Source organism: Flavobacterium sp. NLM (assembly GCF_002210235.1).
In the GTDB taxonomy this organism is placed as follows: Bacteria; Bacteroidota; Bacteroidia; order Flavobacteriales; family Flavobacteriaceae; genus Flavobacterium; species Flavobacterium panici.
The window spans coordinates 103910-119211 of sequence record NZ_LIAC01000002.1 but is presented as its reverse complement, the minus strand read 5'-3'; the positions used below and the strand labels follow the sequence as shown (position 1 = coordinate 119211).

Genomic DNA, 15302 nt, shown 5'->3' with positions numbered 1-15302 from the left:
AATATATTTTAATTCTATTATTTTTCTAATTCAATTGAAGCCAGTAAAAATGCTCCTAAGCCTATTGCCCCGTTCTCTTTTGTTTTGGCAATAAGATAATAATCATTCGTGCCGTCTCTAAAAGGTTTTCCTCCTAAACCTACATTTGCCGACACATTGAGAATATTTACTTCTCCTTTTTTATCAACCTTAACAAACTCTTTTATAAAACTGTCAAATGATTTCTTTGCTGTTTTTTTATAACTCGAAGAAAGATATCCTTTGCGTGCTCCTTTTGCAAAAGCATAAATAATCATTCCTGAACCAGATGGTTCTGTATAATTGGCATATAACTGTGTTTTATCTGCTACCTGATACCATAATCCGGTATCGCTTTTATATTGATCTACAGCCGCTGCAATTTCATTTAAGTACTGAACCAAAACTTTATATTTTGGATGAGATTTTGGAAAATAATCCAACGTTTCTACCAATGCTGTCATATACCAGCCAATTCCGCGTCCCCAAACTGTTGGCGAAGTTCCGGTTTGTTTGTCAGCCCAGGCAATTTCCTTGCTTTCGTCCCAAGCCTGGTAAACCAGTCCGCTTTTTTTATCGATCATATGATCGTGAACTAATTCAAATTGTTTTGCAATATCATCTAAGCTTCTTCCTTTTTCATATTTCACCGTAAATTGGGTATAAAAAGGTTCAGCCATATACAAGCCGTCAATCCACATTTGATTCGGATAAATCTGTTTGTGCCAAAATCCTCCGCTCGCTGTTCTCGGCTGATTTTCTAATTGATTTCTCAATTTTCCAATAATTTCAAAATAGCGCGAATCTTTTGTCACATCGTATAAATTGAACAAAAGTTTCCCCGGATTCAAACAATCAATGTTATATTCTTTAGTTTCATATTTTTTAAGATTTCCGTCGCTGTCAATCATACCGTCAACATAGTTTTTGATATAGTCGAGGTACTTTTTATCTTTTTTTTCCTGATATAATTTCTCAAAACCAGACAATACAAACCCCATTTTATAATCCCATTTCGGGCTGTCATTTCCGTCTAGTTTCCATGCTTCGGGATATTTATCTAAAATAGAAAGTGCAGTTCGCTCAGACCATTTTAAATTATCTGGGAGTACGTTTTCAGAATTGTTTTGTGCAATAGCAAAAACATGGAGAAGCAGAAATAATAGTACGGCTGTTTTTTTATACTTCATATTTATATATTTTTTTTGCCACAGATTTCACAGATTAAATGGATTATTCTTTGCTTGTTTTTTAAACACATAGAAACATAGTTTTTTGAGACTTAATAAAAGGCGTTTCACTTGCATCAACAAACATAGTAAGCTATGTTTAAGAAGCTTGCTTCTTTTTATACTCTTTTAAACACAACAAAATCTATGTTTCTATGTGTTAAATATTTTTCACGCAGATTTTGCAGATCAGCAGATTTTTTAATCTTTTTTAATCCTTTAAATCTGTGGCAAAAAATAACCTACATCTTCCCTTTTTTATTCAAAACCTCTAATTGTGCATCTAAATATTTCACGAAATCTTCCTGCGATTTTATTCCGTTTTGTTCTTGTTCCCAGGCACCTAAAAGATAAAAAGAATTTGCTTTTGTTGTTGGTTTAAAAACCAATAAATAATCTAAATCCGTATCAGCGATGTTTTGGATTGTGTTTACTTCATAAAAAATACCCAGTCCTAATTTATCCGGAACCAAAGACTGTGTACCATATGTTGCTATATAAGCCCATTTTTTGTTTTTGCTTTCTTTTTTAAGCAATTCAGTATTCTTTTGTTTTACAATTCCCGTGCAGATTCCTTTAATTTCTTTGGAGGCCTGAATCGTATGTTTTGTATATAATTGATCTGGCTTTATAGTTAAAGTAGAAGTAAAATCAATTTTATCAGATGCTGTCTTCCATCCATAATAATTCACTTTTACGCCCGATTCGTTGTCTTTATTTACAACTGTTGCAATCGTAGAATCTACTTCACGGAAATGCAGTTTTTCATTGTTTAAATAACGATCGATAGAACCAATTCCGATTGCTTTTCCGGCTTTTAGAATATCAGCTCCCCAATCGCTCATTTCATGATACGAATCAAAATTATCCTGCCCGACTTTTGGTAAAATTATAGCCGATGTTTTCTTTCCAAAAATATCAATCGCATTTCTCCAGTCTAAATACAAACGGTAACCAATTCGGTTATTTTCCCAGCCCGGACCTTCGTAACGAATATCAAAGGAATGATCTGTATGTTCCGGTGCCAGTTTTAATCGGTCGACGTTTTTAAAAGTAGTTCCGCCAATGTATTTGCGTCCCTCCCAGTGTCCGTCTGTTTTTGCTGAAATTTCAGCATACGTTTTAGCCGTTTTAATATCATATTTTTGAGCATTAACGGATGTAAAACCAATTAAGAATAAAGCTGCGGCTGTAATTTTTGTTTTCATTTTATGGTAAATTATTTGAATATCTTATTTAGAAATTGGACTGTAAAATTGGTTGTTTTATAAAACCAGGGTTCAAAAAACCAAAAAGAATGCGGTGAGTTTTCTAGTGTTTGAACTTCATTGTAAATTTTATACTGATTTAAAATTTTTATCATATCATCTCTCCCGGCATGAAACCTGTCAATACTGCTGTTTATAAACAATGTTGGCGGCGTGTTTTTGTCGGTATGGCTTAAAGCCGAAGCATTTTTCCAATTCTCCGGTTTTTCTTCATAAGAACCTCCAAGCCAAAAAGATGCTATTTCTCCTTCTGAAGATTCCGGATGCCTGAATGCCAAAACGCCGTCTATATCGATAATTGCATTTACTTTTGAAGTTGATTTACTTTTATAAGAAGCATCTTCAAAAGTTGGATTTTCATTTGTTGTACCAATCAAAGCTGCCATTTGCCCGCCCGAAGAACAGCCTAAAACCGCAATTTTGTCTGGATCTACTTTGAATTTCTTTGCATTATCTTTTATAAATTTAATCGCATTTTTTACATCATAAACTCCGTACGGATATTTTGCTTCGAGTGATAACCTGTATTCTATTGTAAAACAGGAATAACCGTAAGAAACAATTTCTTCTGCCAAAGCGTTCATATGAGTTTTATCGCCAGATCTCCAACCTCCGCCATGAATCATAATAACGGCAGGATTTTGCTTTTTTGTGTTATATACAAAAGCATCAAAATGCAAGGTTCTTTCGTTTTCTTTAAAGTAAATTATATCTTTAATTTGAATCAGATTATTATGCTTTTCTAAAACCGGAATTGTGATTGACGGATATTTTTTTATCAATTTAGCATACGTGCTTTTTACCGTGTACGATGTGTCGACAGGATAAGTCTGCTGCGCATTTATTGCACAAGACAGCATGAATGAAATCAATATTATTTTTCGCATTACAATCCTTTTTACTTTTTAGTCAGAAAGGAGTCCGACACTTGGGTCGAACTCCTCCTTAACTTCTTCAAAAAAACTAATAGTCTCAAAAAACTAACAAATTACTAATAACCAGGATTCTGAGGAAAATCTTTATTCTGGTTTAAATCCAATGCCACTTGCGGAATTGGTCTTAAAATTTTAAGTTGTCCGCCAACACCAACAAAATTTGCGGCCTTAATTTTATAATTATGAGCCGATGCTCGTGCAACTAATGTTCCCGTACGTTTTAAATCAAACCAACGTTTGTATTCTCCTAACAATTCTCTTCCTCTTTCATCTAAAATATAATCGATATTGAACTCAGCTAATGTAGCATTTGCAACTCCGGCTCTTCTTCTCACTTCATTTAAACGGTCTAAACCAGTTCCCGGCTGTCCTGCTTTTAAATAGGCTTCGGCAGCGATTAAATACGTTTCTCCCAATCTTGAAACAATAATATCTCTTGTGCTTACAGGTCCTGTACTTGAAGGCGTTGTAGGATCCGGATCGTCAAATTTCTTAACCGGAATCGTATAACAGTCTAAGTTTTTAATTAAGGTATGCGCCGCAGAATATTCTCCCCAAGGATGGTACACAAACGTTGCCGATTTTCTGGCTGCATTTGCTGTTTCCCAAGCTGTTCTGTCTGCTGGTGTAAACCATTTTGGCTCGTAAAAATGTCTCACTTTTAATGAAGCCGGATTTGTGCTTCTGTAATATGGATAATACAACACGTTTTTTGTAACACCGTTTGTAGTTTCAGGACCTTCTAAGATTTCTGTCATAAAAGTCCCTTCCCATCTTTTATCTCCTTTTTCATAAAGACCTAAAGCATAATCAGTTGGACATAAATTATAACTTCTTAATGGCGCGCCCGTTTCTGCACCGCCTAAATACGAACTGAAATAATAAAACTGATTGTTACCCAATTTTGTTGGGTCTGTGCTTGTTGAAGCTTTGTCGTATTGTACAGAGAAAATAGTTTCGGCATTTAAATCGTTTCCGGGTTTAAATAACTGGTCGAAAGCAAGCGCTAAAGTTTGTCCGCCAATTGCTGCATCGGCGTAAGCTGCTGCTTTTGCAAAATCATCGGCTTTGCCAAACGTTTCATATCCTCTCGTTAAATACACTTTTGCCAATAAATCATTTACAGCTCTTTTATTTACTTTTCCTGTTGTGCTGTAAGAGTTTGTTCCCACACTTGCTAAAGCTGTATCTAAATCTGAAATAATCTGTGTATATACTTCTTCAGCAGTATTTCTGTGGAAAGATAAAACTGGCGTTGTAATATTCTCATTTACAATTGGAACACCTCCATAAGTCTGAACTAACAAGAAATAAGCTTGTGCTCTCAAAAATTTAGCTTCGCCTACTAAAGTGTTCAAATTAGCCGTTTGTTCTGTTATTGTCGAATAATAAACGGCTTTATTCACAGATTGAATTAACTGATAACAAGGTGTATACAAATCTGCAACGTTATCCGAAGATGGTATTAAAAGTGCATACTGGCTTAAACCTGCTGGTTCGGGCGTTCTTCCTTCGGCATACATATCGGTTCCGGCTTCAAATAACCACGGATTTCCGCCATAAATGCTTTTAAGCCATGCATAATTTGTATTGATCAGTAACTGATATCCTGATGCGGTTTTATAAGTAGCATCGGCAGGAACATTCGAAAGACTTTCTTCTTCTATATAATTGCTGCATGAATTTAAAGACAAGGCAGCAATTCCTAATATTATTATTATTTTTTTCATTTGATATCTTTATTAAAATTTAACACTTAATCCCAATTGCGTTGTTACAGATGCCGGACGGTTTACCCCAAAAGGAGAAGCAGCCCATTCTGGATCATATCCATCAAAATCTGTAAATACAAATGGATCTAAAACATTTACATAAATTCTCAAATTACTGATTTTAAGTCTTTTCAATAATTCTGAATTTAGTGTATAACCTAAAGATATATTTTTGATTTTTACGTAAGAAACATCTCTGTAGTAGCCAAATAAAGAAGTCCAGTAAGCTCCCGCACCCGTTGCAACCGGCCCTGGTCTTGGGTTTGTGTTATTGGCATTGGCTTCGATTCCGGTTCCGTTTGTTGGAATAAAATAATCCATTGCCAGTTTTTGACGTCCTCTGTCACTTACATCAGCAAAGTTTTGGTGAAATGTACTTAGAACAGTTTGTCCCTGACTTGTCAAAACTGAAAAATTGAAATCGAAATTACCAACAGTCAGTTTAGAATATAAACTTCCCTGCCAATCCGGATTTGCGTTTCCAATAACCGTTCTGTCATCCTGATTAAATTTACCATCTCCATTTAAGTCTTTTGGTCTCGCCTGTCCCGGAGCTTGTCCGTAAGATGCCGCACGCGCTGCTTCACTTTCCTGCCAAACACCATCGTAAACGTAGTTGTAATTTGGGTTTAGTTCTGAACCCAGAATTAATTTATTTCCAATATCACTAACTTTATCCTGATTGTAAATTGACTCTAATTTATTTACGTTTTTAGTAAAAGTGAAAGTCGTTTCCCAGTTTACATTTTCGCTTTTGATGTTTTTTGTCGTTAATAAAACTTCGACACCTTTATTGCTTACAGAACCAACATTTGCAAAAGTATTTTTCCAACCGCTTTCTGCAGGCAATTGCTGCTTGTAGATTAATTTATCTGATAATCTGTCGTATACGTCAACGCTTCCAGAAATTCTGTTTTTTAAGAAACCAAAATCAAGACCAAAGTTTAGTTCTCGTGTTTTTTCCCAGGTTAAATCCTGATTTGCCAAGTTTTCTGACTGCCAGCCCGAAACTACATTGGCTCCGTTTGCATAAAAAGTCTGCTGATTTAATAAAGCCTGAGAAGTATAAGGCGCTACGTTGTCGTTTCCTGTATAACCTAAACTCGCACGAAGTTTTAAGTCTGAAATTACATTACTGTTTGCTAAGAAAGATTCCTTGCTGATTTTCCATCCTAAAGCTACAGAAGGGAAACTCTGCCATTTATTGCCTTCTGATAAAACAGATGAACCGTCCCATCTTGTAGAAGCAGTCAATAAATATTTGTCTTTAAACGTATAGTTTAAACGAACGGCGTAAGAGCTTAAAGTATTTTTTTGATATCCTGAGCTAATATTATAACTGGTTTGAACTCCAGATCCCATATTATTTGACCCCGTATTAAAAGGCTGATTATTAGAATACAAATACGAAGTTTCATCAACATTTGAATACAAACTCTGCAATAATAAAACGCTGAAATCATGAACTTCGGCAAAAGTATGTTTCAAATCAACTTGATTGTCCCAAGTATAATTGAAGTTATTGAAGTTTTTTATGGATGCCGAATTTTTTCCGTTTAAGGTAACTCCGGCATTTGACTGTGCACCATACGCGGCACTTGTAACCGTATTTTCTATTCCGGCAGAAAACGTAGTTTTAAACGAAAGCCATTTTAAAGCCTGGTATTGAAAGAAAACATTTCCAACCGTCTGCCATGTTTTTTCTGTCTGCGAAGAATTAGCAATTTCCATTAACGGGTTTACCGCACTGGTTTTGTTAATTGCCCATGAACCATCAGGATAAGTTAGTTTTCCGGGAAGGAAAAACAACGTTCCTACTTTTTCATTTCCAGCAGCATCAACTGCCCACGGAGACATTAATGGACTAAGTCTAAAAGCGTCCTGCATCGCTAAATCACTTCCTAACTGCGTGTCAACACGGGCAATTGTAACGTTTGCACCCGTTGTAAATTTGTCGTTTATTTTATGATTTAATCCTAGTTTAAAAGAATATTTATCAGTTCCGTCGTTATCGATAAGACCTTCATCACTTTGAATTCCGAATCCTAAATTGTAGCTCAAACCAGAATCTGAACGGCCTGTAACATTTAAGTAATTATTTTGTGTCATTCCTGTTTTTAGAACCGCATCGGCCCAGTCAAAATTGTAACCGTTGTTGGCTCTTGAAACTAATAACGGACTTTGATTTCCGGCCAAAGCTGCAAGCTGGGCAGGAGTCTGCGTTGCCGGAGTTGCGCTCATATAAGCAACTTGGTGAAATTTCCACCATTCTTCACCGCTCATCATTTTTGGTAATCTTGCCGCTGTTTTTGTTCCGTAAGAAGAATCAAAAGTTACATTGATTCCAGATTTTACGTTGGCACCGCTTTTTGTTGTAACAATGATAACACCGCTGGCTCCTCTTGAACCGTAAATTGCTGCAGAAGAAGCATCTTTTAAAACGTCCATTCTGGCAATATCCTGCGGATTTAAAAAGTCAATATTATCAACCGGAACTCCGTCTACAACATATAATGGAGACGATCCTACTAAAGAGTTATTTCCTCTAATAACCACTTTAAATCCGTCGCCTGAACGTCCTGAAGTTGACGAAATCGTAACTCCGGGCGTACTTCCCTGAATGGCTTCAAGTGCACTGGTTGTATTTCGTTCTGTAATAGTTGCCGCACTGATGGTACTTACTGATCCTGTAAGATCTGTTTTCTTTACAGAACCGTATCCCACAACTACAACTTCGTTTAATGAATTTGATTGTTCTGCAAGGCTTACATCAATTCTTGTTTTTCCGGAAACGCTTACTTCCTGCGTTTGAAAACCTAAATAGCTTATTATTAAAACAGCTTTGCTATTGGTTACGTTTATTTTAAAACTTCCTTCAAAATCTGTCGAAGTTCCGTTTTTAGTTCCTTTTTCCTGGATATTAACGCCTGGAAGGGATAATCCTGAAGCATCTGTAATTTTTCCTTCTATTGTTGTAGACTGTGCGTTTATCGTATTGCACAGCAGGAAATTCAGGAAAAATAAAAATACGAGATTGTATTTTGTTTTTTTCTTTAATGGTTGTTTAATTTTCATAAGTGGTTTCGTGGTTTGGTTAAATGTTATAGTTACTAGTTTTTATTTGTTTACTTTTTTTCCATTTATATAAGTGTTTATAAAATTGATATTCTTCACGTTTTTTAATGAATAAACTGAGTCAGCTTTTTCGATTTTTACATTTTTCAGCGTAATATTTTCTACTGGGGATTCTGGATAACCTTCTGCCAAAACGCCAAATTTTCCGCTATTTTTTACTGTAATGTTTTCAAGGTTTATATTTCGTACTATTGGTATAAAATTTCCGGTTTGGGAGCCATATACGTTATAAAACATCGTTACGAGTAAAAGACATTCTTTTACTGTTCCTACTTCAAGGTTTCGAACAAAAATATTTTCAATGACACCGCCTCTTTTTGAATTGGTTTTGATGCGAATGGCACGATCTAAGTTTGGACTATCCATTACACAATTCTCTACAAAGACATTATTTACTCCGGCAGAAATCTCGCTCCCAATTACAACTCCGCCATGACCGTCGATCATTTTACAGTTTTGAACAATGATGTTTTTACTCGGGATCGCTACTCTTCTTCCGTCGGCGTCGCGGCCGGCTTTTATAGCGATGCAGTCATCGCCCGTATTGAAAGTGCAATTTTTGATTATTACATTTTGAGAATATTCAGGATCGCAGCCGTCATTGTTTGGTCCGTGGCTGTTTACTGTTACACCGTCAATAACAATATTGTTGCTTTTTATAGGATGAAGAATCCAAAATGGAGAATTGATAACCGTTATGTCTTTTACCAAAACGGTATTGCATTCAAAAAACTCGATAAAGTTGGGACGTAAATATCTTCCTTCTCCAAAAATTCTTTCTGAAACGGGAATATTTTTCTCTGCCTTATCAACTAAAACTTCACGATTTGTGGGATCGTTTTGAGACGGAATTCCTTTTTTCCAGCCGTATCCTTTTCCGCCAGACCAAATCCACCAGTTTGTGCTGTCTGCCTGACCGTTTAAAGTACCTTTTCCTGTAATAGCAACATTGGTTTTGTTCTTAGCATAAATAAGCGGGGAATAATTCATTACTTCTGTTCCTTCCCACGAAGTATGAACGATTGGATAATCTTTTGGATTTAAGCTGAAAAGAATTTCGGCATTATCTTCTAAATGAAGGTTTACGTTACTTTCTAAATGAATGGCTCCGGTTAAGTATTTTCCATTTGGAACCAGCACTTTTCCGCCACCATTTTCAGCACAGGTTTTAATAGCTTTTTCAAATGCCAAAGTGTTTAAAGTTTTGCCATCTGCAACAGCACCAAAATCGTTTATATTATAGGTTTTATCCTGAAATTTTGTTTGAGGAAGGCTTTTTATGGTCAATTCCATATTTTTCCACGGATCAGATTCAGAGGCACTCGCAACTTTTTTAGCACAGGATATAGTCAAAACAACCATTATGCTGGCAAAAACAATTGATTTATACGCTATAACCTTGTTTATAATCATTTTTGTAGAATTTCAGGTAAACATTGAAAAAACATGAACAATCATGTAATCGATTACACGAAAGTAGAAAATATGTTCCATCCAACCAAATTTATTTAGAAATTTATTGTATTTTTAATTTTTATTAAGAATTATAATTACATTTAATGCAAAAATAATTGTAATTTATTATCATTGTAAAATAAAAAACGTTGTAGTAATTCGTTACGGTAATCGATAACATTAAATATTAGGTTATCTAAAAAAAATGTATTTTTGTCTAAGAATTTAACTTGTAAAAACCCTTTTTAATGAGCGAAAAAGTAACCATTTATGATATTGCCGAAAAATTAAATATCACTGCAGCTACTGTTTCCAGAGCGTTGAATAACAACCCGAAGATAAAAGAAAGCACTCGTGAGTTGGTTATTAAAACCGCTGCCTCAATGAACTACAAGCAAAACAAACTTGCTTTAGCATTAAAAAGCGGCCGAAGTAACAATATTGGCGTGATTGTACCGCGTATAGACAGTAACTTTTTTGCCTCTGTGATCAGGGGAATTGAAGAAGAACTGCACCCTCATGGTTATCAGGTAATTATTTGCCAGACGCATGAAAGCAAAAAAAGAGAAAACGAAAATTTATATACTTTAATTGATGCTCAGGTCGACGGAATTTTAATGTCTGTAACCGATGTAACCGATGAAAATGATGCTGCATTTCAATATGTACTTCAAAAAAACGTTCCGCTGATTTTTTTCGATAGAAGCAAACATATTGAAGGCGTAAGCTCTGTAACGATAAACGACTTTAGAGGCGGTTATTTAACAACCAAACATTTAATAAATGAAGGCTGTAGAAAAATTGCACATTTCTCTGGAGATCAGTCATTGGAAATCTTTAAAAACAGGTTTTTAGGCTACAAACAAGCTTTGTTAGATCACGGAATTGATTTTAAGGAAGAATATGTAATTTATACAAAAAGTGCCGTTGAAGCCGGAAAAGAAGCAGTTGATAAACTTTTACAATTAGAAACGCCGCCGGATGCTATATTTTCTGCGAGTGATTTTGCTGCATTAGGCGCGATTCAGGAATTAAAAGAAAGAAATATCAGCATTCCTAAGGAGTTTTGTGTGGCTGGTTTCAGTAACGAACCGTTCACTAAATTCATGGAATTATCTATAACGTCTGTAGATCAGTCACCTCTTGAAATGGGAAAAATGTCCGCGCGCGTTTTCTTAGAACAAGTTGACAAAACAGAAACCATTAAAATAGAAAAAAAGGTAGTTCTCGCACCCGAATTACACATCCGCAAATCTTCGTCAAGAAGCACCTTTTAGTTTTTTTTAAACCATATAAGTTATATAAGTTCATTTTAGAATATACTTAGAATAAAAAAGCAGCTCCATAAAGAGCTGCTTTTTTATTGCTATGTTTTAAGAATCAAACTTAAATTTACTTATATAACTTATATGGTTAAAAAATAAAAAAAAGACGCACTGCTGTGCGTCTCTACATATAAACCTTTGTCACTTTGTATCTCTGTACCTTTGTAACTAAAAACTAAAGCGATACTCCTCTTTTCCAAGGGATGAAGTCGTTTTGGTTTAATAATGCAGCTTTGGTTTTGATTGTTCCGCTGGCAACGTCTATAATAAACTCTAACATTTCATCTGCCATTTCATCGATTGATTTTTCTCCGGTGATGATTCCTCCGGTGTCAATATCGATAATGTCCGACATTTTGTTTGCTAATTGTGTGTTAGAAGAAATCTTAACAACCGGTGCAATTGGATTTCCAGTTGGAGTTCCTAAACCTGTTGTAAACAATACCATGTTTGCTCCAGAACCCACCATTGCCGTTGTACATTCCACGTCGTTTCCTGGCGTACAAAGCAAAGTTAAACCTGGTTTAGTAATATATTCACCATAATCAAAAACTCCTGTAATAGGTGAAGTTCCACCTTTTTTAGCCGCTCCTGCAGATTTCATGGCATCGGTAATTAAACCGTCTTTGATGTTACCCGGAGAAGGATTCATGTCAAATCCTGAACCAGCATCAACAACTGTTTTTTCGTACCATTGCATTAAGTCTAAGAAACGTTTTCCGCCTTCGTCTTCAACACATCTGTTTACTAATTCCTGTTCTACTCCGCATAATTCAGGGAATTCAGAAAGGATTGTAGTTCCGCCTAAAGCAGCTAATAAATCTGAAGTTACACCTAAAGTTGGGTTTGCAGAAATTCCAGAGAATCCATCAGATCCACCGCACTCTAAACCAATTCTAAGTTTAGATAATGGAGCTGGTTCTCTTTTTATTTCGTTTGCTTTTTTAATCGCTTCAAAAGTATCTTTTACCACACTGCTCAACATCGTTTCAATTGTTCCGATAGCTTGCTGATCGTAAATTAAAACCGGTTTTTTACTGTCTGGATTTATAGCATCAAGAGCATCTTTGAAGATTTGAATTTGAAGATTTTGACATCCTAAACTTAAAACAGTTGCTCCGGCTACGTTTGGATTGTTTACATAACCTGCCAAAAGTTTAGCCAGACTATGAGAATCCTGGCGAATTCCGCCGCAGCCTCCTTGGTGTGTAATGAATTTTACTTCAATATTATTGAATAAGTTAGCATCGTTTGAAGCTTCCTGATTTCCGGCACCGCCAGTTTCTGATTTCACTAAAGAACGCAATAACAATTGATAATCGTTTTCTTTAGGTTTCATTAATTCTTTCTCAAAAATATCTTTTAAGATTTCAATGTTTCTGTTTTCACAAAATACTAACGGGAAGAACAACCAAACATTTTCAGTACCAACTTGTCCGTCTTCTCTGTGATATCCTTGCCAGGTTCTGTCTTTCCATTTGTCAACATTTGGAGCAGTCCAGCCAATTGTTTCTGTTTTACCAGTAACTTTATCACTTTCGTGTTTTACATTTTCAGTAGAAAGCAATCCTCCTCTTTCGATTCTTGCACTAGCTTTCCCTACTAAAACTCCGTACATAATGATCCTGTCCCCTACATTAAAAGGAACCATTGCAATCTTATGTTTCATTTTTACATCTGTCTCAATCGTAACTGATTCTCCTTCGAAATCAATTACTTCGCCAGCTGTAAGATTCACCAAAGCAACCGCAACATTGTCGGTTGGGTGAACTTTTATCAATTTTTTCTGCGCTGCCATAATCCTTATTCTTTTTGCTTTTTGTTTTTTTGCTTTTTTTTATTTTATTCTTTCCTGAAACCTGGCAAAACCAGCTTCAATTCCATTTGCATCTATTTCTTCTAAGGCAATTGTAATCGCTTTTGTTAAACCCGAAATTTCAGTTAAATCTTCATCCCAGAAACTTTTGTTTTGCAAAGTCAGTCTCGCTATTTTTTCATAATCATCTGATTTCCATAAACCATCAAAAAACGAAACAATATCTTCACTATCATTTACCGGTAAACTTTGTCCGTTCCAGGTTCCTTTGTAGAAACGTATTAAAGCGGCAAATGCAAAAGTTAAATGAACCGGAAGTGTTTTGTGAATATCAACATATCCTGTTAAACTTGGTAAAACACGAACTTTAAATTTCGAAATTGAATTTAAAGCAATTGATGATAATAAGTGCTTGATAAACGGATTTCTGAAACGGTCTAAAATTTCTTCAGAGAAACTTGCCAGTTCTTGTTTATCCATGTTTAAGGTTTCGTTGATTTCCTCAAAAACAGCTTTATTAATGAATTCTCCTGTAAAAGCATTATCAACGGTTTCTTTTACAGTTTCGTTCCCGTAAAGTAATGAAAACGGCACCATTGCAGTGTGCGCTCCATTTAAAATTCTCACCTTACGTGTTCTGTAAGGCTGCATATCTTCAACAATTTTTACATCTAAATCTGTTTTTTCAAACGGAAGTTTTGCTTTCAATTCATCATCACCTTCAATAACCCATAAAAAGAAACTTTCTGCACTTACAATCAAATCGTCTTTATAATCTAACTGACTGTTATATTCTTCAATTTGATCTTTCGGATATCCCGGAACGATTCTGTCAACTAATGTATTGTGGAATAAACAGCTGTTTAAAAGCCAGGAAACAAAGTCCTGCCCTAATTTCCAGTCTGTACAATATTTCAAAATAACTTCTTTTAAAGTATCTGAATTATAATTGATTAACTCACAAGGAATGATTGTTAATCCTTTATCAGCTGCACCATTAAAATGTTTAAATCTTTCATGTAAAAGTACGGTTAATTTTGCAGGGAAAGATACAGGAGGCTGCATTGTAGGCAAGTCTGAAGCAATATATTCGATACCTGCTTCTGTTGTGTTTGATATAATAAAAGCCAGTTCTTCTTCTTTGGCTAAAGCCAGATATTCTTTGAAAGAAGCATAAGGATCAACTGCTTTTACAATGTTGGTTATCAATTCTTTTTCCTGAATTTCCTCGCCTTTTTTTACACCTTTCATAAACAAAGTGTACAAACCATCCTGTGCATTGATCATATTCACCAACCCTTTATCAATAGGCTGAACAACAGCGATTCCGGCATTAAAATCAGCATTTTGGTTTAATTTCTGAATAGCGTATTCTACAAAAGCTCTCAAGAAATTACCTTCCCCAAATTGAACTATTTTAATAGGAAGCCTGTTTGAAAACTCTGAATTTGATCTGTTAATTTTTTCCATTTTAATTTTTGCTTTAAAGTGTTTTAAATAACCACTTAATACCTTATTGACATTTTAATACATTGTAAATGAAACATTACACTCGTAATTAAAATAGATCTTGCTGTGAGGAGTGACAAGATTTATTTTTCAAGCGTAATGCTCAATTACAATCTCTAAAATCTAAAAAAAACGCATAAATAAGGATTGGCATGATTACTCCTTATTTATTTTCTAATATCTTTTATAATGTCAAGAACCTGTTTAACCTTAGTAGTTAAACCATCGAAATCTTTATTGTCTAATATATCTTTTGAAATCAATTGTGATCCTAAACCAACACAAGTTGCTCCTGCATTCAACCAAGAACTTAAGCTTTCAACTGTTGGATAAACACCTCCTGTAGGCATAATGTTTGTCCATGGAGATGGGCCTTTTATGGCTTTGATAAATTCTGGTCCGTAAGTATCTGCCGGAAATAATTTTACAATTTCACAGCCTAATTCTTCTGCTCTTGCAATTTCAGTAAGTGTTCCGCAGCCTGGCGACCAAAGTACTTTACGGCGATTACAAGCAATTGCAATATCTTCTCTAAATACCGGAGTTACAATAAAATTAGCTCCTAAACTCATATACAATGAAGCCGAAGCCGCATCTGTAATAGAACCAACACCCAAGATCATTCCCGGTAATTCTGCCAATGCATATTTATTTAAAGCTCCAAAAACTTCATGTGCAAAGTCACCTCTGCTCGTAAATTCCATTAATCTGGAACCTCCGTCATAACAAGCTTTTAAAACTTTTTTACTTAATTCAATATCCGAATGAAAAAACAACGGTACCATTCCGTTATCTTTCATTGTCTGCGCAACCTCTATTCTTGAATATTTTGCCATATCT

General features: G+C 35.2%; 10 protein-coding genes. 1 reads left to right on the top strand and 9 read right to left on the bottom strand.

Annotated elements, in window-relative coordinates; all coding sequences use genetic code 11:
- Nucleotides 1-17: 17 nt before the first annotated feature.
- From APR43_RS02700 to APR43_RS02675, 6 genes are all read right to left on the bottom strand, one after another.
- Complete coding sequence (locus tag APR43_RS02700) at nucleotides 18-1208, bottom strand: glycoside hydrolase family 105 protein (protein ID WP_053471991.1); 1191 nt, start codon at nucleotides 1206-1208, stop codon at nucleotides 18-20.
- Between the two features lie 281 nt (nucleotides 1209-1489).
- Nucleotides 1490-2455: a DUF4861 family protein gene (locus APR43_RS02695; protein WP_053471992.1), complete on the bottom strand. Its 966-nt coding sequence runs from the start codon at nucleotides 2453-2455 to the stop codon at nucleotides 1490-1492.
- An 11-nt stretch (nucleotides 2456-2466) separates the two neighbouring features.
- Nucleotides 2467-3402: an alpha/beta hydrolase gene (locus tag APR43_RS02690; protein ID WP_053471993.1), complete on the bottom strand. Its 936-nt coding sequence runs from the start codon at nucleotides 3400-3402 to the stop codon at nucleotides 2467-2469.
- 104 nt (nucleotides 3403-3506) lie between these two features.
- Entirely contained in the window at nucleotides 3507-5180 is a 1674-nt protein-coding gene (locus tag APR43_RS02685) for a RagB/SusD family nutrient uptake outer membrane protein (RefSeq protein WP_053471994.1), read from the bottom strand.
- 12 nt (nucleotides 5181-5192) lie between these two features.
- Nucleotides 5193-8297 (bottom strand): SusC/RagA family TonB-linked outer membrane protein, encoded by a 3105-nt coding sequence (locus APR43_RS02680; protein ID WP_053471995.1) that lies wholly within the window; start codon nucleotides 8295-8297, stop codon nucleotides 5193-5195.
- Nucleotides 8298-8339: 42 nt separating this feature from the next.
- On the bottom strand, nucleotides 8340-9770 hold the full coding sequence (locus tag APR43_RS02675) for a glycoside hydrolase family 28 protein (protein ID WP_053471996.1): 1431 nt from the start codon (nucleotides 9768-9770) through the stop codon (nucleotides 8340-8342).
- A gap of 290 nt (nucleotides 9771-10060) precedes the next feature.
- Between APR43_RS02675 and APR43_RS02670 the strand changes: the two genes are divergently transcribed.
- Nucleotides 10061-11089, top strand: coding sequence for a LacI family DNA-binding transcriptional regulator (locus tag APR43_RS02670; RefSeq protein ID WP_053471997.1), 1029 nt, complete (start codon nucleotides 10061-10063; stop codon nucleotides 11087-11089).
- A gap of 223 nt (nucleotides 11090-11312) precedes the next feature.
- Here APR43_RS02670 and APR43_RS02665 read toward each other — a convergent pair whose 3' ends face one another.
- The 3 genes from APR43_RS02665 to APR43_RS02655 all read right to left on the bottom strand — a co-directional run bounded on the left by APR43_RS02665 (nucleotide 11313) and on the right by APR43_RS02655 (nucleotide 15298).
- Complete coding sequence (locus APR43_RS02665; protein ID WP_053471998.1) at nucleotides 11313-12935, bottom strand: UxaA family hydrolase; 1623 nt, start codon at nucleotides 12933-12935, stop codon at nucleotides 11313-11315.
- A gap of 39 nt (nucleotides 12936-12974) precedes the next feature.
- Complete coding sequence (locus APR43_RS02660; RefSeq protein ID WP_053471999.1) at nucleotides 12975-14423, bottom strand: tagaturonate reductase; 1449 nt, start codon at nucleotides 14421-14423, stop codon at nucleotides 12975-12977.
- 206 nt (nucleotides 14424-14629) lie between these two features.
- On the bottom strand, nucleotides 14630-15298 hold the full coding sequence (locus tag APR43_RS02655; protein WP_053472000.1) for a bifunctional 4-hydroxy-2-oxoglutarate aldolase/2-dehydro-3-deoxy-phosphogluconate aldolase: 669 nt from the start codon (nucleotides 15296-15298) through the stop codon (nucleotides 14630-14632).
- Nucleotides 15299-15302 lie beyond the last annotated feature (4 nt).